Annotated in this window: 16 protein-coding genes, 2 tRNA genes and 1 pseudogene; 4 read left to right on the top strand and 15 right to left on the bottom strand. The window is 69.1% G+C overall.

What is annotated here, in order from left to right:
* Positions 1 to 351: pseudogene (locus QHF84_RS19190) on the bottom strand (hypothetical protein); the annotation flags it as partial.
* A 293-nt stretch (positions 352 to 644) separates the two neighbouring features.
* On the opposite strand from QHF84_RS19190, the gene QHF84_RS19195 reads away from it, so the two are divergent.
* Positions 645 to 2,414: a serine/threonine-protein kinase gene (locus tag QHF84_RS19195; protein WP_281314781.1), complete on the top strand. Its 1,770-nt coding sequence runs from the start codon at positions 645 to 647 to the stop codon at positions 2,412 to 2,414.
* 122 nt (positions 2,415 to 2,536) lie between these two features.
* Here the strand turns inward: QHF84_RS19195 and QHF84_RS19200 are convergent, their stop codons facing one another.
* The 4 genes from QHF84_RS19200 to QHF84_RS19215 form a co-directional block, all read right to left on the bottom strand.
* Positions 2,537 to 3,310: a hypothetical protein gene (locus QHF84_RS19200; RefSeq protein ID WP_281314782.1), complete on the bottom strand. Its 774-nt coding sequence runs from the start codon at positions 3,308 to 3,310 to the stop codon at positions 2,537 to 2,539.
* A gap of 122 nt (positions 3,311 to 3,432) precedes the next feature.
* Positions 3,433 to 4,560, bottom strand: a complete 1,128-nt coding sequence (locus tag QHF84_RS19205; protein ID WP_281314783.1) for a carboxylate-amine ligase — start codon at positions 4,558 to 4,560, stop codon at positions 3,433 to 3,435.
* Positions 4,557 to 5,948: a hypothetical protein gene (locus QHF84_RS19210; RefSeq protein ID WP_281314784.1), complete on the bottom strand. Its 1,392-nt coding sequence runs from the start codon at positions 5,946 to 5,948 to the stop codon at positions 4,557 to 4,559. Before QHF84_RS19210 ends, QHF84_RS19205 begins: the two co-directional genes overlap by 4 nt.
* Positions 5,945 to 6,925, bottom strand: a complete 981-nt coding sequence (locus QHF84_RS19215; protein WP_281314785.1) for a hypothetical protein — start codon at positions 6,923 to 6,925, stop codon at positions 5,945 to 5,947. The genes QHF84_RS19210 and QHF84_RS19215 overlap by 4 nt, the downstream gene beginning before the upstream one ends.
* A 184-nt stretch (positions 6,926 to 7,109) precedes the next feature.
* Between QHF84_RS19215 and QHF84_RS19220 the strand changes: the two genes are divergently transcribed.
* Both QHF84_RS19220 and QHF84_RS19225 read left to right on the top strand, forming a co-directional pair.
* Positions 7,110 to 7,181 (top strand) — tRNA-Val (locus tag QHF84_RS19220).
* Positions 7,182 to 7,319: 138 nt separating this feature from the next.
* Positions 7,320 to 7,393 (top strand) — tRNA-Asp (locus QHF84_RS19225).
* Positions 7,394 to 7,613: 220 nt separating this feature from the next.
* Here the strand turns inward: QHF84_RS19225 and QHF84_RS19230 are convergent.
* Entirely contained in the window at positions 7,614 to 8,441 is an 828-nt protein-coding gene (locus QHF84_RS19230) for a hypothetical protein (RefSeq protein ID WP_281314786.1), read from the bottom strand.
* 148 nt (positions 8,442 to 8,589) lie between these two features.
* Between QHF84_RS19230 and QHF84_RS19235 the strand changes: the two genes are divergently transcribed.
* Positions 8,590 to 9,378 carry an exodeoxyribonuclease III gene (locus QHF84_RS19235; protein WP_281314787.1) on the top strand — a complete coding sequence of 263 codons (789 nt, stop codon included), beginning with the start codon at positions 8,590 to 8,592 and terminating at the stop codon, positions 9,376 to 9,378.
* Positions 9,379 to 9,500: 122 nt separating this feature from the next.
* Here QHF84_RS19235 and QHF84_RS19240 read toward each other — a convergent pair whose 3' ends face one another.
* From QHF84_RS19240 to QHF84_RS19280, 9 genes are read right to left on the bottom strand one after another with little or no spacing between them, the layout of a single operon-like run.
* Entirely contained in the window at positions 9,501 to 10,538 is a 1,038-nt protein-coding gene (locus QHF84_RS19240; protein WP_281314788.1) for a hypothetical protein, read from the bottom strand.
* Positions 10,539 to 10,590: 52 nt separating this feature from the next.
* Positions 10,591 to 11,940 (bottom strand): serine/threonine-protein kinase, encoded by a 1,350-nt coding sequence (locus QHF84_RS19245; RefSeq protein ID WP_281314789.1) that lies wholly within the window; start codon positions 11,938 to 11,940, stop codon positions 10,591 to 10,593.
* 18 nt (positions 11,941 to 11,958) lie between these two features.
* Positions 11,959 to 13,425, bottom strand: a complete 1,467-nt coding sequence (locus tag QHF84_RS19250; protein ID WP_281314790.1) for a chemotaxis protein CheB — start codon at positions 13,423 to 13,425, stop codon at positions 11,959 to 11,961.
* Complete coding sequence (locus QHF84_RS19255; protein WP_281314791.1) at positions 13,425 to 16,154, bottom strand: response regulator; 2,730 nt, start codon at positions 16,152 to 16,154, stop codon at positions 13,425 to 13,427. The genes QHF84_RS19250 and QHF84_RS19255 overlap by 1 nt, the downstream gene beginning before the upstream one ends.
* Positions 16,154 to 16,759 (bottom strand): CheW domain-containing protein, encoded by a 606-nt coding sequence (locus QHF84_RS19260; RefSeq protein WP_281314792.1) that lies wholly within the window; start codon positions 16,757 to 16,759, stop codon positions 16,154 to 16,156. Before QHF84_RS19260 ends, QHF84_RS19255 begins: the two co-directional genes overlap by 1 nt.
* The gene (locus QHF84_RS19265) at positions 16,756 to 18,159 is read right to left on the bottom strand and encodes a CheR family methyltransferase (protein ID WP_281314793.1); all 1,404 of its coding nucleotides are present in this window, start codon (positions 18,157 to 18,159) and stop codon (positions 16,756 to 16,758) included. Before QHF84_RS19265 ends, QHF84_RS19260 begins: the two co-directional genes overlap by 4 nt.
* On the bottom strand, positions 18,146 to 18,568 hold the full coding sequence (locus QHF84_RS19270; RefSeq protein ID WP_281314794.1) for a chemotaxis protein CheW: 423 nt from the start codon (positions 18,566 to 18,568) through the stop codon (positions 18,146 to 18,148). Before QHF84_RS19270 ends, QHF84_RS19265 begins: the two co-directional genes overlap by 14 nt.
* A 2-nt stretch (positions 18,569 to 18,570) precedes the next feature.
* Complete coding sequence (locus QHF84_RS19275) at positions 18,571 to 19,656, bottom strand: methyl-accepting chemotaxis protein (protein WP_281314795.1); 1,086 nt, start codon at positions 19,654 to 19,656, stop codon at positions 18,571 to 18,573.
* A 60-nt stretch (positions 19,657 to 19,716) separates the two neighbouring features.
* Entirely contained in the window at positions 19,717 to 20,904 is a 1,188-nt protein-coding gene (locus tag QHF84_RS19280) for an FIST N-terminal domain-containing protein (RefSeq protein ID WP_281314796.1), read from the bottom strand.
* Positions 20,905 to 21,009: the final 105 nt, after the last annotated feature.

Raw genomic sequence — 21,009 nt, forward strand, 5'->3', positions numbered from 1 at the left:
GGCTTGCGGCGGCGCGGGGGGCACCGCGGGGGCCGGCGGAGGCGCAGGCGCGGCTTGCGGCGCAGGCGGAGGCGCAGGCGCGGCTTGCGGCGCAGGCGGAGGCGCAGGCGCGGCTTGCGGCGCAGGCGCGGGCGCAGCGGCAAGCAAGGGCGCGATGTCCGCGGCCGCCTTGAAAAGCTCGAGCGAGCGCATGTCCTTGTCGGCGTCCGAGGCCTGCTCCGCGGCGCGCTTCAGCCAGCGCAGCGCTTCGGCTCGCTCCCCGCGGCCCCACAGCGCGGAGGCCGTCGACAGCGCCCAGTGGACATCCTCGTCGTCGTCGTCTTTCGGGGGCGGGATCGGGCTATCAACCATGGTCGTCGCGCTCGTTTGCCTCGCAGTTTGCCCAATACCACGACTCTCCTCGCGCCGTCTCCCGCCGCGCACGGGCCCGCCCCGGCGCGCGCCGCGGCCCTGCCGGAAACCGCTCGAATTTTCCTCACGGGCACGCCTCACCGTGCGCGCAATTGCCTTCCCATGCGATTCCGCTGCTTCCTCTTGAGCCGCGAGCGGCGATCGTGACACCCTCCCCTGCGCGGTAGCATTCGCTCCCCTTGTCCCTCGCGGTCCCGCTGCCGAGGACGACGCATCCCAGAGGATCCTCGTTGTTGCTTCATAACCGAGATCTCAAGCCCGGCGTCACGCTAGGACGCTACGAGATCCTCATGCCCGTGGCGCAGGGCGGGATGGCCGCCGTGTGGGCCGCTCGCATGGTCGGCTCGCGCGGCTTCCAGAAGATCGTCGCCATCAAGACGATGCTGCCGGGCCTCTCGGAAGATCCCGAGTTCGAGGCGATGTTCCTCGACGAGGCGCGGCTCGCAGCGCGCATCCGGCACCCGCACGTCGCCGAGATCCTCGACCTCGGCGACGAGAACGGCGTGCTCTACATCGTGATGGAGTGGATCAACGGAGAGTCGCTCTTCGTGATCAACCGCAACGCCAAGGACCAAGGCGGCTTCCCCCTGCCCTTGCTGCTGCGCATGCTCTCGAGCGCCTGCGCAGGCCTGCACGCCGCGCACGAGATGCGCGACGACGACGGCCGCCCGCTCGGCCTCGTGCACCGCGACGTGAACCCCGCGAACGTCATGGTCTCGTACGACGGGATCGTGAAGATCGTCGACTTCGGCGTCGCGAAGGCCACGGCGAGCGTCACCATCACGCGCGTGCCCGGCATGCTGAAGGGCAAAGCGCACTACATGTCGCCCGAGCAGGTCCGCGGCGAGCGGCTCGATCGACGCTCCGACATCTTCTCGCTCGGTATCCTCATGTACGTGATGATCACCGGGCGGCACCCGTTCAAGGCGAGCACGGACAAGCAGACGATGGACAACATCGTCGGCACCGAGCCCGTGCCGCTCCACGAGCTCGTGCCCTCGGTGCGCCAGGATCTCGAAGCCGTGGTGATGCGCGCGCTCGCGAAACGCGTCGACGATCGCTGGCCCGACTGCGCCGAGATGCAACGCGCGCTCGATCAGATCACGAACGCCATCGGCGCCGCCGTGACCGACGGCGACGTGGCTTCGTTCGTGCGTCAATTGATGGGTGAGCGCTCGTCGCAACGCCGCGCCGAGATCTCCGCCGCGATCCAGGCCGCAGACGCCCGCGGATCCGAAGCCGCGGAGGCGCCCGTGTCGCGGCGGACCGAAGGGCCTATGTCGCGAAGGCGCGGCGGCACGCCGTCGTCGCGCGGCGCTTCGCTCGAAGGCATCATCCCGATCTCGCTCGAAGTTGGCGAGTCCGCGCCGCCTCCACCACCGGCGATCGTCGTCCCGAGCGTGCCCCCTCCCCCGCCGTCCGCAGCGCCGGCGCTCGTCACGACGAAGCGCAAGCGGTCGGTCTGGCCATGGCTCGGCCTCACACTCGTCGCAGCGCTCGGCGGCGCAGGCGCGGCCCTTCACCTCGGCCATTTGCCCTGGGCCGAGCCGCTCGTCCCGCCGGCGCTGCGCTGGCTCTTGCCTCCGCCGAAAGCCGAAGCCACGCCCGCACCACCTCCGCCGCCCGCGAGCGTCGCGCCCGCGCCAAGCGCCGCGCCTCCCGCGACCGCAGTCCCTTCCGCTTCCGCGAGCGCGCCAAGCGACGAAGCGCTGGCCCTCGATGCAGGCGCGCCGAGTGACGCAGGCTCCGACGCAGGCGACGCAGGCGACGCGGGCACAGACGCAAGCGACGCCGGCTCCGACGCCCTCGACGGCGGCTTGCCCGACGGCGGCGGCTACAGGTTTCTCCCGCCGAACCCCGGCGGCGGCTGGAAGCGCATCGACGGTCTCTGGTACCCGCCCCCATGGTGGCGGCCGCCGTCACGCCTGCCCGGCGGATCCACGACGGCCGCGCCGACGGGCGCCGCGCCCAAGGTCGATCCGAGCGATCCGTACGGCGAGTAGGTAGCGTCGCGCCGGGGTTTCACCCCGGACCCGACCAGGGGCTCTTCGCCCCTGGACCCGAACCAGGGCGCAGCCCTGGACCAAGGGTGCATCGACCGCGATGCGGTCGATGCAAAGCCGTATCAGTAGAGGCCCGTTTGCTCGGGCAAGCAGACGCCCATCGCGCAGAGCAGAAGGTCGATGTCCGCGCCCGCGCAGCTCACCTGACGCGCGCAGTAGTCATCGTATGCACACAAACGATGGCAGGACTGATCCGATCCGAGCGCGCGCACGTTCATGAGGCAAGCCCAGCCCGCCGTGAGCCACAAGCCCTCGGCCTTGTCGAAGAGGCAAACCTCCTTGCGCTCCTCCGGATCGAAGACCTCGGCCGTGCAAGCGTCGCGCTCGATCTTCTCGCGCGACTTCCCCATCGTGTTGAGCATGTACGTGAAGTCGCAAGCGCCCGCCGAGGTCGAATCGCGCGCGACGCGGTAGCGCAGCGTGGGGATGTCGAGCGAGCGTTGACGCACGCCCCGCAACATCGCGACGAACTGGTTGTTGCCGCCGTCTTCCTTCGGCCCCTCGCGCAGCGCCGCGAGGATCTGCTCGTTCTGCTGCTCGACGCCGGGATCCTCTTTGTCGGAGTAGCCGAGCCGGATGTACTTCTCGGGCGTCTTCGTCGTGCACGGCTTGGCGTGCTCCCAGAGCTTCTCGCTCACGACGGGCGGGCGCTTCGTCCCCTCACGCTTGCACACGCCGATCGCGCCCGCGGGCACGGCGCCCGAAGCGCGATCCGTCGGTTGACCCGGCGGCTCCTGGATGAACTCCGTCGACGTGCAGCTCACCGCTCCCACAGTCACCACGAGCCCCGTCACGGCGAGGGCGGCGATCCGATGCAACGCGCTCTTCGTACCCACGAACGCACGGTATCACCGCGGAGGGCCCGGACAGAAATCCTCGGTGACGAAAGGCGCCTGACCGAAGGCCAAGTGGCCGGATCTTTTGGATATTTGGGCCGAGAACGGGAAGCCGTGGGGGCTCAGGCGCCCATCGCGGTCTGCTCGATCAGGTGATCGACGATCGCCTGCACACTTTGCGTCTTCTGGAAGACGGCGAGCTGTTTGTCGGCGCTCGTGCCTTCCCTGAGGATGCCGCGGACGCGGTCGAGCTCGGCCTGGGACTTGAAGATCACCGCCGCCTCCTCGACGAAATCGAGCAACTCGCCGATGAGCACGCGCACGGGCACCTGCTCCTGCTTGCCGAAATCGATGAGCTGACCGTCGATGCCGTAGCGCAGCGCGCGCCACTTGTTCTCCTCGATGAGCTCGCGCGCGTACTCGCGGAAGCCCATGTTCTTCCGGTAGAGCAGGTAGAGCTTGCCCATGAGCGCCTGGATGAGCGCCGTCAGCGCGACGGTGTCGTCGATGCGCGTGGTCATGTCGCAGATGCGCACCTCGACCGTGTCGAAGAACGGATGGGCGCGGACGTCCCACCAGATCTTCTTCGCGTTGTCGATACAGCCCGTCTTCACGAGCAGATCCACGTACGACTGGAACTGCGCGTACGAGTCGAAGTGGCCCGGGATGCCCGTGCGCGGGAAGCGCTTGAAGATCTCGCTGCGAATGCTCTTCAGGCCCGACGAGCGGCCGAGCCAGAACGGCGAGCTCGTCGAGAGCGCGAGGATGTGCGGCAGGAAGTAACGGACCTGGTTCGCGAGCGCCATCGCGACCTCCTTGTCCTTGATGCCGACGTGCACGTGGAGGCCGAAGATCAGGTTCGCGCGCGCGACGTCCTGCAGGTCCTCGACGATCACCTTATAGCGCTCGCCGTCGGTGATCTCCTGCTTCTTCCAGTCGCTGAAGGGGTGCGTGCCGGCCGCGACGATCCGAAGGCCGTGCTTGCCCGCGAGCGCGCTGAGCTCGCCGCGCAGCTCGCAGATCTCCTGGCGCGCTTGTCGGATGTCGCGGCAGATGCCCGTGCCCGTCTCGACGACCGACTGATGCATCTCGGGCCGCACGCGCTCGCGCAGGATCGAGTGCTTCCCGCCCTCGAGGAGCTGACTCACGTAGGAGCGGAGCTCGCGCGTGTCGGGGTGGACGATCTGGAACTCTTCCTCGATACCGAGCGTGAATTGACCGTCGAGCAGACCCTGGACCGTGGTGCTCATGAATCTCCCTCGATGATGAACGTGGGGACCGTTCCCGCCCCCGCATGAACGTTGCACATGTTCGTCGCGGATAACCTGCCCAGCATACCGCCGAGCTCGCCGCGGAACAGGATCGGATCGAGCTCGATGTGACGCCGAGAGAAGTAGAGCTCGCCCGCCGCCCCGACCTCCGGGAACATCGACGTCGGTAACGAAACGCGGAGCTGCAAAACGGACGGATCGACGAGCGCGAGCTTCAGCGCTCGCTCCCAGACGCTGCTCTCGACGTTCGCGCCGATCACCACGCCGCGACCGCCGACCTCGTCGTTCGGCTTGAGCACGAGGCGCGCGCGGTTGTCGCGCGCCCACGGAACGAGGTCGATCTCCGCGCCGTCCGGCCCTTCGGTCTTCATCTCCTCGACGCGCCTCGTCCACGGGATGAACTGGCGCACGGCGGCGCTCTCGTCCTTCGTGTAGAGCGCCGTCACGCGTGGATCGAAGAGCAAGGCGAAGAGGACCTTCTTGTCGAGCAGCTTCGCGCGGAAGCTGTTCACGACGCACACGACACGCGCCTTGTACGCCTCGATGAGCGGGCGCACCTCGTCCTCGCGGCCGAGCAGCTCGCTCGTGAGCACGCGGCGGTAGACGAGATCGATCTCCTCGCCCTTCGCCGAGAGCTTGCCGTCGCGGTAGTCGAGCTCGCGCGGATCGACGAAACGCGCCGGGATGCCGTGCAGCCGGAAGCGCTCGCAGATCATGTCGAACTCGGTCCGCGTCGCGACCTCCTGCCAGTCGACGACAGCGACCTTGGGGACGTGCGTCCCGCCGAACTCGTGCCACGCGTCGAGGATCGAGCCGACGAGGCTGTTGCCCGCGTAGACCGGCGTGACCGGCGAGACGCGGGCGAACTCGCGCATCGGCTGGAAGGCCTCGAAGAGCTCGGTGAGCCTGTCGGCGTAGCTCGGGCCGAAGGCACCCTCGGCGTTGAGCTCGACGAACGAGAGCTCGGGTCCCGCGAGGATCGCGTCGAGGCGCGTGACGACGCCGACGGACTCGAAGGCCGGGTTGTAGGAGAAGAGCCGCCGCTCGCCGTCCGTCAGGCCCATGAGCTCGAGGAGCGCCGGGTCTGCGAGGACGAGGTCCTTCGCCTTGATGACGGCGCTGCGGAAGTGCCGGAGCGCTCCGAGGAGCAGGTTGTACTGGGCGCGGAGGACGAAGTTCGGGCGAAGGAACGTGCAGAGAGGTCGACCGGCGAAGACGGCGCCTCGCGCCACCATGCGCTCGAGAAGGGCGAGGTGATCCTCGCCCCCTCGATCCACGTAAGCCGTGAGCGCGTCGTGGTAGCGGTCGACGGCTGCGTCGAGCGCGGCGGTGAAGGGGTGCTTCGACGGCCGCTCGCGGGTGGTCACGTGCCTCTATCCCACCGGATGGGTTCGACCTCGGCGGCCATCTTGCTCCAGGCGTAGCGGTCGCGGATCGTGCGTCCCTCCTTCGCGGCTTTGACGCAGAACTCGACCATCCAGTCGGTGACCGTATCGAAGAAGCGCTCGCCGAGGTGCTCGATGTGCATGTCGGGCGCGGGGTTCGTGAAGTCGATGGCGTACGGGACGCCGTCCTTGATGGCGAACTCGACCGAGTTCATGTCGTAGCCGAGCGCGTGGTTCAGGCGCAGCGCGTCGTTGACGATCCGGTCGTGCAGGTCCTGCGGGAGCCAGCGCTCCTGGTCGCGGAAGATGTAACGACCGCGCAGGCCCGTCGGGCCGATCTGCTTCGGGTCGTACTGGATCGTGAGGACGCGCTCGCGACCGATGCAGATGCAGCGCGCGTAGTCGTCGAAGTCGATGAACTCCTGCAGCGTCATCACGTTGAGGTTCGAGGCGTCGTAGGCGCGCAGCAGATCCATCGGGGTGCGCACGACCGTCACGTCCTTCCAGCCGCCGCCGTCGGCGGGCTTCAGGATCGCGGGGAACCCCACGTATTCGACGATCGCGTCCCAGTTGAGCGGGAACTCGAGGTTGCGCAGCGACCGGTTCTTGTCGATCGCGGGGATGTAGTCCTTCTGCGGGAGCATCACCGTGCGCGGCGTGGCGACGCCGAGGCGCGAGGCGAGCGAGTAGCCGAAGAACTTGTCGTCGGCGCTCCACCAGAAGGGGTCGTTGATGACGTACGCGCCGCCGAGGGCCGCGGCCTTGAGGTAGAAGCGGTAGTGCTTGACCTCCTGGCTGATGCGGTCGACGAGGACGCGGTACGGGGAGACGAAGCGCTCCGGCGTCCCTCCGATCTTCGCGAACTCCGCCTGGATGCCCGGGACTCGGTTGCAGCGCTCGATGAACGCCTGGGGGAAGGACTGCTCCCAGCCCGCGAGAATGCCGATCCGCTCCGTCATGCGACTCTCCGTTCCTCCTCGGGCCGCCCGTCGCGGCCAGGGCGCGCGCATTGATCGTGCGCCCGCGCCTCGACTCTAGCCCGATTGTCCGGCCAGGCGGAAGTTTGGCGTGGCGTGATCCGCCCCAGAAAAAAACCTCTTGACGGAAAAGGTCCCCCGAGTAGACTCCGCGGCCTCTCCGTCGGGGCGGGTAGCTCAGCGGTAGAGCGTTGGCCTTACAAGCCGATGGTCGCAGGTTCGAACCCTGTCCCGCCCACCCGGCTCCCCATCGAAGTTGATGAGAGTCGGAGGCGGAAAAAAAAAAGAAAACAGGGGCTTGCAAACGGAGAACAAGGCTGGTAAACACCGGCCCCGTCAGCGAGAACGAAACAGCGACGACGCAGTTCGCCACATTGGGGTGGTAGTTAAGTCGGTTATAACGCCGGCCTGTCACGCCGGAGGCCGCGGGTTCGAGTCCCGTCCACCCCGCTCGATCGTATGCAGTACGAAACAGCCGATCCCGAAAGGGTTCGGCTGTTTTGCTTTTGTCCGCCCGCTCGGCGCTCGGTGGTCTTGCCCAGGCCCCTCGTAGAAACCGCGCATCGCGCGGTTTCTGCGCCTTCGGTCCAGGCCGTGCCTGGTCCGGGGTGCAGGGGGCGGACAGCCCCCTGCTGGGGTCCGGGGCAAAGCCCCGCGCGCATCCCATCCCTCAGGATTCCGAGACGGCGCCTGCCTTCGAGACGTTGAACGAGAACGACTTCGCGCCGCTCGTCAACGTGACCTTGATCGTGTCCTCGTCGACGCGCGCGAAGCTCATCGCGATCGAGCGCTCCTTGGGATCTGCGAGCCTGTACGTCCCTGCCTGCGGCACGGGATCGACCCAGCGGAACTCGACGCCTTCGATCGAGAGGTCCCACGTCCCGCCTTGCCCTGTCCATGCGCGCGAGCCGTCGACCTGAAAGCCCTCGGCGAGCCCGCCTTCGAGTGCGCGTTGCGTGCGGTCGCCCGTGCCCTTGCCGGTCTTGCCGTCGGACAGGCGCGTCCAGTCGAGCTCGTGCACGACGTGGCGCGTCTCGTCGGCTGCGCTCCACGTGACCTCGGCTGTGCCGCTCACCTCGACGCGACCGTTCGAAAGCTTTGTCCACGTATGATTCACGACGACGTCGCTCATGTCGTTCTTCGTCACCGTGATCTCGTGCGTGCCGCTGTACGTGTTGCCCTTGTAGGTGCAGCTCCCGGGGTTCTTGCCGTACTCGACTTTGAGCGTCGCGCCCGTGAGCGTGACGGCGGCGCACGGGAGCTGCGACGTGACGAAGTCGCGGATCTCCTGTGCCGCGGTCTCTGCGGCCTGGCCGATGGTGAAGTCGGTGGTGATCTCGATGCTGCCCGAGGTGACGTTCTCGGCGTCGCCCGAGATGCTGGCCTCTTGCACGGCTTGCAGCGCCTCGGCCGTCGTCATCTCTTCTTGCTTGCGACAGGACGTGGTGGCGAGCGTGGCGGGGATCAACAGGGCGATGGCAAAAGCGCGCGTGTGCATGCGAGTCCCTCCTCGATGGGATGTCTGGGTGCTTTGGACACGCGACCTCCTGCGCGGGTAAAAAACGGGCGAGCGTCCGACGGCGGCGGCGAGAGATCGGATTCGCTTGACATGGCCCGGCCAAACCCTAGAGAGCTGTCTTCGACGCATGAAGATCGTGAGCTGGAACGTGAACGGGCTGCGGTCGGTCCTGGGGAAAGGCTTCTGCACGTGGCTCGCGAACGAGCGGGCCGACATCGTGGGCATCCAGGAGGTGCGCGCGCAGGAGGCGCAGCTCGGGCCGTGCCTCGAGTCGATCGGCGGCGCGTGGCTGCGCGCGTTCTCGGCGGCCGAGCGGCCGGGCTACAGCGGCGTGGGGCTGCTGTCGCGTTTGCCCGCGGATCGGATCTCGACGTCGCTGAAGGACGAGGCGTTCGACGCCGAAGGGCGCGTGCAGATCGCGCGTTACGGGCGGCTCACGCTGGCGAACGTGTACTTCCCGAACGGCAGCGGGCCGAACCGCGACAACAGCCGCATCCCGTTCAAGCTCGCGTTCTACCGCCGCCTCTTCGATGTGCTGGAGGCGCGGCGGCGTCGCGGCGAGCCGATCCTCGTGATGGGTGATTTCAACACGGCACACCGGGAGATCGATCTCGCGCGGCCCAAGGAGAACGTGAAGACGAGCGGCTTCACGCCCGAGGAGCGCGAGGAGCTCGACCGCTGGATCCGCGCCGGCTACGTGGACACGTTCCGCGTCTTCGAGCCGGGTCCCGGGCACTACTCGTGGTGGAGCCAGAGGTTCGGCGTGCGCGCGAAGAACGTGGGGTGGCGCATCGACTACGTGCTCGCATCGGAAGGCGCGGCGAAGCACCTCAAGGGCGCGTTCCTTTCGCCGCACGTGACGGGCAGTGATCACTGCCCCGTGGGCGTCGAGGTGGACGACGCGATCGTGAGTTAGCAGCCTGTGGAATTATCGTCGCGAGCGCCCCGAAGCTAGGGCGACGGAGCGAGGAATCCTGAAGGATTTCGAGCGATGTCGACCGACGATTCGGGGCGCGCAGCAGATAAGTCCACAGGCTGTTAGCCGCGCGCAGCGAGCGAGAACCAGCACGCCGCCGCGAAGAGGGGCAAGGCCGCGCGCGGCGGCGTGCGCGTGCGGCGCGTGGCGTCCTCGACCCAAGGCGCGATCGAGGCCATCGGCGCAGGGACACGTGGCAAAAGCTCCGGGCCTTCGGAGAGCCAATCTTCGAGGTCGCGTTCGTCCGCGAGCGTCGTGAGCACACCGTCCGCGAGGACGCCGCTCGCGTCCACGCGCACACGCGCGAGCGTGAGAGAGGCATCGAGCGGGCTCTCGACGGAGAGCACGGCCGTGCGCGCGCCGTCCTCGCCCGGATCGGAGGCGAACGCGAGGGCGCGCAGGCCCTCGACGTTCGTGCGTCCCGACGAACGAAAGACACGGGCGAGGACGTCGGCCCAGCGGGAACGCGGCGCCTTGCTCGGCGCCTCGTGCCAGAGCGACTCGCAGAGCCACACGGCCGAAGCTCCGCCCTCCTCGACGATGCGATCGACGGCGACGTCGCCGATGCCGAGGTCGTCGCGACGAACGAGGTCCTCGTACAGGAACGCCGCGGGGACGCGGGCGCGCTTGCGCAGGCGATCGATCTGCTCGAAGCGCGCGAGGCGAGACTCGAGCGGCTGGCGGACGATCTTCTCCGTGATCTCGGGCAAACGCGCGGGCGTGGCCGCGAGGCCCGCGATCACCACGAGGAGCTGCGCGTCGTTCATCGCGAGGAGCTCGGCCTGGGTGACCTGTCGCGCGAGCTCCTGCGCGCGCGCCGGATCGACCGAGCGCACGAGCGCGAGCGCGACGGCGCGCCCCTCGATCGGCGCCCGCACGTCGAGCAGCACGCTCGTGAGCGCGGGCAGGTCCGACGTCGTGAGGCCGAGGAACGAGAAGGCCCGCACGTAGAGCGGGACTTCGCGCGGGAGCGCGCCCTGCGCGGCGAGGCGCGCGACGAGGTCCCTGCGGAGCTCGTCCTTCGTGATCTCCGCGAGCCGCTCGTAGAGCTCCTCGTCGGAGCGAGGTCGCTGTCGGAACAGGCGCTCCGTGTCGTTCATGCCGCGCTCCCCTCCCCCAGGAAATGACGAGCGGCCGAACGAGCGGCCCACGTCACGATTCGAGAATCTTCTGCAACGTAGCTTCGAGCTGGCGTGGATCGAAGCGCTTCGGCAGGACGGCTTGCACGCCGATGACGCGCGCCTCCGCTTCGAGCTCCGGCGTGATGTCGGAGGCGAGCAGGATGAACGGGACGTCGGCGAGGCGCGGGTTCTCGCGCATCGAAAGGCAGAGCTCGAGCCCCGACATGCCCTGCAACGTCCGCTGACAGACGACCGCGTCGGGGACGGCGCCCCGCATCGCGGAGCGCGCCTCGTCGCCCGTGGATGCCTCGATGACGTTGTACCGCTGGCCGAGGCTCGCGCGCACGAGCGCGCGCAGCGTGCGCGACTCGTCGACGACGATCACACGCGGTTTCGCCGGACGAACCGTGGCGCGATCGCGGGCCTCGTGGCGATGGATCGGGAAGAGGCGCGTGATCGTCTCCATGAGCAGCTCGCTCGGCGGCGGCGAGGTGTGGAGGCGGAGCTTGCCGATCGCGTCGACGATCTCGAGCCCGCGTGAAGGCCGGTTGTCCGGGTCGCGATCGAGCAGTCGATGGACGATCTCGTCGAACTCGGGCGGGACCGCGCGGTTCTGGCTCGACGCGGGAGGCAAGTCCTCGGTCGTGACGCGCTGGATGGTGTGCGCCTCGGTCTCGCCGGTGAACGCGCTCCGACCCGTGAGCATCTCGAAGAGGACCACGCCGAACGAGAAGAGATCCGAGCGCGCATCGAGGCGGCCGCGCAGGATGGTCTCGGGCGCCATGTACGCGAATTTGCCCTTGAGCGTGCCGGCGCCGCCCTGCGTGGGCGAGAGGCGCTCGCGAGCGCGCGCGATACCGAAGTCCGCGAGCTTCACGACGCCCTCACGCGAGAGGAGGATGTTCGACGGGCTCACGTCGCGATGGACGATGAGCAAGGGTCGACCGTCCTCGCCGAGCTTGTGGTGCGCGTAGTCGAGGCCGCGCGCGGTCTCGACCGCGATGTGCGCGACCTCGGGGATGCTGAGGCGTTCGCCGCGCTTGCGAAGCTCGTAGAGCGCGGCGCCGAGGCTCGGGCCGTCGACGTACTCGAGCACGAGGTAGTACTGGCCGCCCTCCTCCGCGAACTCGACGACCTGCACGATGTTGCCGTGATGAAGGCGCGACGTGATGCGCGCTTCGTCGCGGAACATCGCGATGAACTCATTGTTCGAGGCGTACTGCGGAAGCACCCGCTTGACGACGACCTCTTTCATGAAGCCGTCGGTCCCCGTGAGGCGGCCGAGGAGCACCTCGGCCATGCCGCCATAGGCGAGCCTGCGGATGATTTGATACTTCCCCAGCCGCTCCGGGAGCTCCGGCTCCTGCATCGGAGGAACCATATCAGCTCCTTTGCTCCTTCAATGACGCGAGCGCGCCGGGGCACGGACGCGCTCGACGATTTCGGGGCCGAGTTCGTCGAGGGACAGAACGGCATCCGCGTAACCGCGGGAAATCGCTGCTCCTGGCATGCCGCTCACCACGCAGGAATCCGGCGACTGGACGAGCACACTTCCGCCGGCTGCTTTGATTGCGCGTAGTCCCTCGACGCCATCGTTGCCCATCCCCGTGAGCATCACACCGAGAGCGCCGTCGCCGAAATGCCGCGCGAGCGACTCGAAGAGCGGCGTGCCCGAAGGCCGATGATTGCCGACGGGCGGGCCCTCGATGACGCCGATGGTGAGCGGCGACTGCGCGACGAGGTGCTTGCCCTCGGGGGCCAGCGCGATGACGCCGGCACGCAAGGGCATGCCGTGCGTCGCGAGGCGAACGGGGAGCTGCGTGACCTCGGCGAGCCACTCGGCGAGCGCCTCGTCGAAGCCCGCGAGGACGTGTTGCACGATCAGGACCGGGACGGACGAGGTGGCAGCCGCGAGTCCCGGCAACATCGCGGCGATGGCCGCGGGGCCGCCGGTCGAGGCGCAGATCCCGACGACGGTGGCGCGGTTCTGCGCGCGGAGGCTACCGCCGCGGCGTGATCGCACCGATCGTGGTCCATCGGCCCAGCGACGAACCACGGGGATCTCGGCGAGCATCTTGATCTTGTCGCGCAAGGCGACGGCCTGCGGGCCCATCGGATCACCCCAGCTCGGCCGCGCGATCACGTCGAGCGCGCCGGCCTCGGTCGCGGCGAAGATCTGCGCGGCGGGTCGGCTCCCCTGCTGATCGGAGACGATCACGACACGCGTCGGCGCGAGGGCCATGATGCGACGGGTGGCAGCGACGCCGTCGAGGCCCGGCATCATCGCGTCGAGCAGGATGATCTGCGGATTTTCGCGCACGGCGAGATCAACGGCGCCCTGACCGTCGCGCGCCATGCCGACGACGTCGATCTCGGGATCGGCCTTGAGGACACGCGCGAGCAGCGTGCGGCCGACCTCGGTGTCGTCCGCGATGACCACGCGGATCACGGGGCGAACCCTGCGGCTCGAAGGGACGACCGGCGCGCTCGGGATGGTGAGCGCGAGGACCGTGGAGACACGCGCGGCGAGCTGCGAGCCATCGACGGGCTTCGGGAAGAAGGCGTCGACGTACCCCGTCGCGAGCAGATCCCGCTCGCGGAGCTCCTTGTTCGCGCTGATGAGGATGATCTTCGGCGCGAGCGTGCCTCCCCTCTCCTTCACGCGACGCGCGAGCTCGAGCCCGTTCATGTTGGGCATCGCGTAGTCGGTGATGACGAGGTCGAAGGGCTGGCTCGACGTGCCGATGCGCGCGAGCGCGTCTTCACCATTGCTCGCGACCTCGAGATCGAGCGCGAGTCCGGCGAGGTGGGCGCGCACGATGTCGCGCATCACGACCGAGTCGTCGACGATGAGAACGCGTGCCATCAAGCCCTCCCCACGAGCTCGTTCACGGTCTTCACGAACACCTCGTGATCGAACTCGCTCTTGACGATGTAGGCGTCTGCGCCGACCGCGAGGCCCGCGCGACGATCGTCGTCGGACCCGAGCGACGTGACCAGAACGACCGGGAGCCTCCGGAGACGCTCGTTTTGCCGGATCTGCGCGCAAAGCTCGAGTCCGGACATTTCGGGCATCGAGACGTCGCTCACGACGATGTCGAACGTCTCGAGCTCCAGCGCCGAGAGCGCCTCGTTGCCGTCGGCGACCGCGACGACGTCGAAGCCGGCGACCTCGAGCACCGATCGCTCCAGCGCGCGGGTGGTGAATGAATCGTCGACCAAAAGGAGCCTCGGCTTGGGGCGGTTTTCGACCCTCGGCAAAAGCGCCCGGAAGCGGTCGGCATCGCGTCCGGAGGCCGAGCGGAGGAGATCGATGGGATTTAACATCAACACGACGCGGCCGTCCCCCAGGATGGTCGCTCCTGCGATGTTGCGTACACGAACCAGCGGCGGTTCGAGGTTTTTCGCCAGGACCGTCTGATCACTGACGATCTCCCGGACCGCGAGCGCACACCGGGTCTCGCCGATGCCGATGACCAGCACCGGGATGCGCTCGGGCGGCGGCGGCAGCTCGACCGGAAGGCCGAGGAGCGTGGCCAGCGGCACGAGCGCGATCGGACGGCCCTCGACGACGATCGCGTGCGTGCGCTCGACCTCCAGCACGTCCGAGGCGCTGATGCGCAGGATGCGCTGGATCGAGGAGATCGGCATCGCGAACTGCTCCTCGCCGACACGCAGGAGGAGCGAGTGGACGACGTAGATCGTGAGCGGCAGGACGATGACGAAGGACGTCCCGACGCCTTGCCGGGACTCGACCGTGACGGTGCCGTGGAGCCGCTCGATGTTGGTGCGGACCGCGTCGAGGCCGACGCCGCGGCCCGAGAGCTCGCCGACCTCGGAGCGCGTCGTGAGGCCCGGCGCGAAGAGCAGTTCGAGGACGCGGTGCTCGGGCATCTCCCCCGCTTCGAGCGCACTCGCGAGGCCCGACGCGACGGCCGCGCGTCGCACGCCGCCGATGTCCACGCCGGGCCCGTCGTCGCTCACCGTGATGGTGACGACGTCGCCGCGATGCTCGGCGCGGATGCGGATCGTGCCGCGCGAGGGTTTGCCCGCGGCGGCGCGAACGCTCGGGTGCTCGCAGCCGTGATCGATCGCGTTGCGGAGGAGGTGGTAGAGCGGATCGCGCAGCTCTTCGAGGACCTTCTTGTCGAGCTCGAGCTCGGCGCCCGTGATGACGAGGTCGACCATCTTGCCGGCCTCGCGCGCCATGTTACGCACCGCGCGCGGGAGCGGTTCGAGCACGCTCGCGAGCGGGAAGGTCTGGATGCGGCGGATGTCCTCCTGGAGCTGGCCCGAGAGGATCGTCGACTGGAGCGCGTCGGCCTCGAAGGCGCGGACGATCTCGCGGAGCCTGCGCACGAGGAGCCGCTCGTGCTCGAGGTCCTCGTTCTGGACCTCGACGAGCCGCTCGGACCAGCCTTCGAGCTTCGCCGGGGCCTCGTCGCGCACCATCGCGCGGATCGCGGTCTGCGCCTTGAGTCGCTCTTCTTCCGCGGAGAGGACGGCGCGGAGCTCGGCGAGGCGCTGATCGGTGCGCACGCGCGCGGCGAGGAGCTCGCCGACCTGCGCCATGAGCGCCGAGAGTTTTTTCATGGAGACGCGTAACGTCTCTTCGGTGCTCGATCGAAGCGGCGCCGCCGCGGGGTTCGGGATCTTCGGGAGCTGCCCCGTCGGGTTCGGGCCGCGATCGCTGCCTTGTGCGACCGAGCGGGCCGCGGCCACCGCAGCGCCGGCCGAGGTGCCGGGCGAGCCCGCAGACGTGCCGGGCGAGTTGGCCCCGCCCGAGGTTCCGGGCGTGACGACGGGCGCCGGCGGAGGCGTGACGCCGCCCGGGATCGCGATGTCCGCGCGCGAGACGTATCCCGTCGGTGATCCATACGGGCCGATCGCGGGCGGGCTGAACGCGGCCGGCGGAGGACCAAAGCCCGCGGGGATCGGCACGGCGTCGTAATGCGAGGACACGAGGGGCCCGCTCGCGTGCGGGTTCGGCGGCGGCTCGCTGTGCTTCGTCTTCGGCTCGGCGTACCCCGCGCTCGCGTTGGGCGGCGCCGCAGCAGCTTCGGCGGCGGCGATCCGGTGCTGCCGCAGGATCGACTGAGGGCTTCTGGATCGCGTCGCGACCGTGATCCCATCGACAGGCCGCACGACGGGCGGAGGCGGCGGCGCCGGCAAAGGCAGGCCCGGCGAGGGTTTCGACGCGAGGAGCACGGCTTCGAGCCCCTCGATCGCCTCCACGATGACCGGATCCGGATCGGGGTTCGGATCCACGCGCAGGGCGTGATGCACGGTCGACAGGCCCGCGTTCAGCGTGTCGAAGACCTCGGGCGTGCGCTCGTAGTCCATCGCGCGGAGCGAGGCGAGGACCGACTCGATCGCATGCGCGAGGCGCGCCGTGTGCGTGAACCCGAGCGAGCTCGCGGCGCCCTTCATGTTGTGCGCCTGCCGGAACGCCTCGTCGATGAGCTGCTCGCGCGCGCTGCCCTCGGCGCCCCGCTCCACGAGGAGAAGCGCTGTCCCGATACGCTCGACCTGCTCGACGGCCTCGTTGCGAAGGGTCTCGCAGAGGGCCTCGAACGCCGCGTCGTCGAGGGCCATCAGCCGCGCTCCTCGACGCGCAACGAGCGGTCGGACAGGAGCGATCCGAGATCGAGGACGACGGTGCGATCCTCGAGCACGCCCAGCGTGTGACGCTGGACCAGCGGGGGAAACGTGGGCATGGCCTTGGCGATCGTGCGGCGGTTGACCTCGATGATATTGTGGAGCGCGTCCGCCGCCACCGCGCAGACGACCTCCGCGTTCGACGCCATGACGAGGTGCTCGGCAGACGTCTCGGAGCGCGCATCGGGCGTGAAGAGCAGCGGCAGATCGACGACGGCGACGATGCGGCCGCGGCGCGCGGCGACGCCGAGGAAATAATCGGGCACGCCGGGGACACGCGTGATCCGGCTCATCGGGCCGACCTCGTCGACGGATTCGAGCTGCACGGCGTAACGCCGGCCGCTCCGCTCGAAGACGATGCAGCTGATGGAGTCGGGTGCGCGCTCGAGGCGTGTCGGCTCGCGCGCGATGCGGCGCGTACGTTCGGCGAGGATGCGCGGATGGACCTCGCGCTCGCCGCTCTTGCCCTCGCGCAGCTTCTCCTCGAGCTCGGCGAGCGAGGTGCGCAGCTTCTCGTAGACGCTCTCTTCCCGGGCGCTCATTGGATCTCGGTGTCTCGAAACAGCCGGAGCAGCCGGCCCACGGTCATGCCGTCCCATCCCTCGATCGGCGCGTCGACGCCCTTGCCGCGCGCGACCGTGAGGGCGCGCAAGCGTGCGGCGTGGCGTTCGACGAGATCGGGGCGGCCGAGGCGGAGGCCCGCCACGGCCGCGCCCGCGTGCGCGAGCATCATCGACGGATCGAGGTACACGCAGCGGCGGAAGGCGTCGAGCGCTGCTTCGAAGCCGCCGAGCTCGACCAAGAGGAGCCCCTCCAGCAAATGCGCCCGCGGCTCCTCGGGCTCCTCTTCAAGGAGCGCTTCGAGCTCTTCGAGCGCAGCTTCGAGGTTGCCCGCGTCTGCGTGTGCGAAGGCGCTCGCGAGCGAGGGCGCCGCGTCCGCGGCAGGAAGCTCGGGCGCAGGCTCGGGCGATACGGGCGGCGGCGCCACGGCGGCGACCGGAGGCGCAGCCTCGCCCTCCATGCGGAGCGCGGGCAAGGGTGCAGGCGGAATCGAGAGGCGCGCGTACCTGCGCCCGCGCGGCGATGAAGGCGGCACGCTCACGGGCCCGAAACGCTCGTGCACCACGACCTCGCCGACGTGCACCGATCGACAGCCGGGCACGTCCCCTGCGTGGTCCACGGGGCCGAACATCAAGATGCCGCCCGGCGCGAGCGCGGCCGCGAGCGAAGCGATCACCTCGGGCCGCGCTTCCGGCTCCAGGTAGTAGAGGACGTTCTGGCAGAGGATGAGATCGAAGCCCTTCGGAAAGACGTTCACGAGCGGGCCTTCGGTGAGCCCGAAGCGGCGGAAACGCACGAGGCGGCGCACGTCCTCGGAGAGGTGCCAGAAGTCGCCCTCGGTGCGGAAATACATGCGGCGCACGACCTCGGGCACGTCGCGCAGCGACCACGCCGAGTACCGCGCGGATTCGGCCTTCTGCAAGGAGCGCGGGTTCAGGTCGATGCCCGTGACCTCGACGCGGAAGGCGTCGTTCATCGCGGCCTCCCGGAGCACGATCGCGAGCGAGTAGGCCTCCTCGCCCGTGGAGCAGCCGGCCGAGAGCGCCGTGACGACGCGCTCCTTGCGTCGCTTGTGGATGAGCGAAGGAGCGATCTCGCTCCGCAGCGCTTCGAACTGCGGCGGGCCACGGAAGAAGTGGGTCTCGCCGACCGTGATCTCCGCGATGAACGACTCGAGCTCGGCCGCGTCGTGCGAGAGGATCACGTGCTCGAGGTACGCGCCCACGGGGGCGCCGCGCTCCTTGGCGCGACGCTCGGCCACGCGCTCGATGATCTCCAGGTTGCGCGGGCGCATCTGCAGCCGCGTCCGCGTGCGGAGCAGCTCGCCGAGGCGCCGCACGACACCCGGATCCGGGGCGCGCAAGGCCTCAGCTCGCCCCATGGTAGGCGTCCTCCGGACCGAGCACGAGCACGAGATCGTCCTCGATACGCACGACGCCCGGCGAACGTACGCCGGCGATCTCCCCCGGCTTCTCGATCGCGTCTGCCTGCACGGTCACCACGTCCCGGACCTCGTCGACCGCGAGCCCGAGGAGTTTTCCGTTCGCGGCCCGGACGATCACGAGGTGCTGGTAAAACGGCAGCGGTTTGACCTGCGAGAGCCGCCCGCGCAGATCGATCACGGGCACCACGCGGCCGCGGAGGTTGATCACGCCGAGCACCTCGGCCGGCGCGTCGGGCACGTGATCGAGCTGCACACGCGGGATGATCTCGACCACGTGCTCGCACGGGATCGCGCACGGGCGTCCGCCCATCCGCGTGAGGACGAGGTTCGTCACCCCGCCGTTCAAGCTCAAGCCTCCGTGCCGTGGTCGTGGGTCCGGATCGGCTCCGTCAACCGGGCCAGCCGATCGAGCGCGATCTCCGCCTGCTCCACGCTGATCTTCGTCTCCTGCGTGGCCATGTTGATCTGCTTCATGCCCTGGGCGATCTGCTCGAGCCCGAGGCTCTGCTGCCGCATCGCGCCCGTGATCTGCCGGGCCGCGCGCGTCGTCTGGTTGATGACGTAGACGAGCTGCCCGAGGCGCTCGCCGATGCGGCGCACCTTGGAGCTGCCCTCCGTCGCGGCCTTCGAGCCCTCCTCGGTGACCATCGCGGCGCTGTGGCTCGCCTTCTGGATCTCGCCGAGGATCGAGCGCACCTGCTGCGTCGCTTGCTTCGACTGCTCGGCGAGCGTGCGGATCTCGAGCGCGACGACCGCGAAGCCGCGCCCGTGCTCGCCGGCCTTCGCCGCTTCGATCGAGGCGTTCAGGGCGAGCAGCTTGCTCTGCTCGGCGATCTCGTTGACGCTGCTGATGATCTCGCCGATCTGCTGCGTGCGCTCGGTCAGGTCGAGGATCTTGGCCGCGATGAGCTCGACCTGCTGGCGAAGGCGGTCGATGCCCTCGATGGCGGCGACGACGTCGCGCTGACCGTCCTGGGAGATCTGCTCCGATTGCTCGGCGATCTGGATGATCCCTTCGGCCTTCTCGACGTTCTGGATCCCGACCTCGTTGAGCTCCTCGATGGTCGTGGTGATGTCGTTGACCATCCCGGCTTGCTGGCTGCCGCTCGCGGCCTGCTGGCGCGTGCTCGCGAGCAGCTCCGCCAGCGTGCCTGCGACCTGCTGGCCGAGCGTGCGCATGCGCGCCGCGGCGATGACTCCGCGACCGGCCTTCCGGTTCGACTCGACGAGCGTGGAGAGCGCCGCGTGGAGGCGGGCCGCGCGCGGCTCGTCCGCGGGCGGGGACGCGAGCTCGCGCCCGTCGTCGCCGCGCGCGATGGCCTCGACGTCGTTGACGATGCGATCGAGGTAGACGTCGATCTTGCGCCGCGTGACCGCGCGGCGGGCCGCGGGATCGCGCTCTTTTTGCTCGTTCGAATCCGTCTTGTCAGCCACTTGCTCTCCGCTTCTCAGCTTCGGATCGGTCGGACCGTTTTTCAACCCGGATCGTGTGCATCAGTCGGGCAAGATCGCGACGACCGAGGTCGAGTTGTGCCAGCCGGACTGTTGCCCGGGCGTGAGCGCGATTTCCCCGTACGTCTCCCAGCCGATCAGCGGTACGTCCTGACCCACGACCGAGCGGAACGCGCCGACCTGACGCTTGTACTGGTCGCCGAGGAAGATCCGGCGGCAAATGCAGTCGAAGACCATCACCGCGCCCGGACGGCCCCCCGCGAGGTTCGCGAGCGCGCTGCGCGCCGCGTGCTCCGCCGCCGAGACGAGCTTCTCCTCGCTGCCGCTCATGATCGTGACGCTCGCGCCCACCGGCACCTCGGAGGCCATGACGATCGCGCCTTCCTCGGTCGCCTTGAGCGGCGCCCGGATCTTGTATTCGCCGCTCGACGTCAGCATGCCGAGCTCGTGCGTGATCATGAACGCGTCGCGGTTCGCCTCCGTGATCGGCTCGCCGATCCCCGCCGCGAAACGCTCGTAGGCGAGCAGCGCGGGGCGGCCGTCGATCTCGTGGATCACGTTGTCCATGGCGCGTGTCACGATCATGCTCGGACACGCGGGCGAGAGGCCGTGCCGCACGCCGATGCCGATCGGCGTCCGCGAGAACGCGTACACCACGACGAGCGCGTCCGTGTAGTGCCGATCGTCGAGGAATACGTCGGTCCGGGCGAACTTCGCGTCATCCGCCGCGGCGCCGCCGACGACCTGCGCGAGCATGCCTGCGCTCGCGTGCACCGACTCCACGATGTCCTCGCCTTGCCCGGCGAGGCCGTCGCTCAGCACGATACACGTCGCGTGCCCGAAGCCGGCCGTGCGCGCGGCGCGGTGCTCGGCGGCGAACGATCGGAGCGCCTCGGTCGTCGCGGCCTGGCGCATGCTCTTGAGGCCGCGGCCGAAGCCCACGCGGAAGCGGATCGCGTCGCTCTTGATCGCCATCACGGCCACCGAGCCGTGTCCGACGTGGGCGTGCGTGAACTCGCCCGCGGTCGAACACCCGACGAGCGGAACGGGGCCGGTGATCTTGCGGATCGCGGGCAGGAGCTTGCCGTAGTCGTGGTTCGTCGACGCGAAGACGAAGACGATGTCTGCTTCCCCGCCGCCGAGCGTGCGCAGCGCTTCCTGCGCGGCCGCCGTCCCTGCGTCGGTCGAGGACGATTCGTTCGAGAAACCGACACCGGCCTTCGTCGTCATGCGCGCCTCCCGTCGATGCGACGAGAGCCACGGTGCCCGACCTCGGCCCCCTCCGTCAACCGCCCCCCGGGCGGCCTCGGACTGCGAGCCGCGCCGCGCGAGGAC

The sequence above is a fragment of the Polyangium sp. y55x31 genome, assembly GCF_029946505.1.
Taxonomy (GTDB): domain Bacteria; phylum Myxococcota_A; class Polyangia; order Polyangiales; family Polyangiaceae; genus Polyangium.

Excerpts from the sequence above, each read along its gene's own strand:
- QHF84_RS19255 (WP_281314791.1), bottom strand. The coding sequence starts at position 16,154 with ATGGCCCTCGACGACGCGGCGTTCGAGGCCCTCTGCGAGACCCTTCGC.
- QHF84_RS19265 (WP_281314793.1), bottom strand. The coding sequence starts at position 18,159 with ATGGGGCGAGCTGAGGCCTTGCGCGCCCCGGATCCGGGTGTCGTGCGG.
- QHF84_RS19280 (WP_281314796.1), bottom strand. The coding sequence starts at position 20,904 with ATGACGACGAAGGCCGGTGTCGGTTTCTCGAACGAATCGTCCTCGACC.
- QHF84_RS19250 (WP_281314790.1), bottom strand. The coding sequence starts at position 13,425 with ATGGCACGCGTTCTCATCGTCGACGACTCGGTCGTGATGCGCGACATC.
- QHF84_RS19230 (WP_281314786.1), bottom strand. The coding sequence starts at position 8,441 with ATGCACACGCGCGCTTTTGCCATCGCCCTGTTGATCCCCGCCACGCTC.
- QHF84_RS19245 (WP_281314789.1), bottom strand. The coding sequence starts at position 11,940 with ATGGTTCCTCCGATGCAGGAGCCGGAGCTCCCGGAGCGGCTGGGGAAG.
- QHF84_RS19260 (WP_281314792.1), bottom strand. The coding sequence starts at position 16,759 with ATGAGCGCCCGGGAAGAGAGCGTCTACGAGAAGCTGCGCACCTCGCTC.
- QHF84_RS19240 (WP_281314788.1), bottom strand. The coding sequence starts at position 10,538 with ATGAACGACACGGAGCGCCTGTTCCGACAGCGACCTCGCTCCGACGAG.
- QHF84_RS19215 (WP_281314785.1), bottom strand. The coding sequence starts at position 6,925 with ATGACGGAGCGGATCGGCATTCTCGCGGGCTGGGAGCAGTCCTTCCCC.
- QHF84_RS19235 (WP_281314787.1), top strand. The coding sequence starts at position 8,590 with ATGAAGATCGTGAGCTGGAACGTGAACGGGCTGCGGTCGGTCCTGGGG.
- QHF84_RS19205 (WP_281314783.1), bottom strand. The coding sequence starts at position 4,560 with ATGAGCACCACGGTCCAGGGTCTGCTCGACGGTCAATTCACGCTCGGT.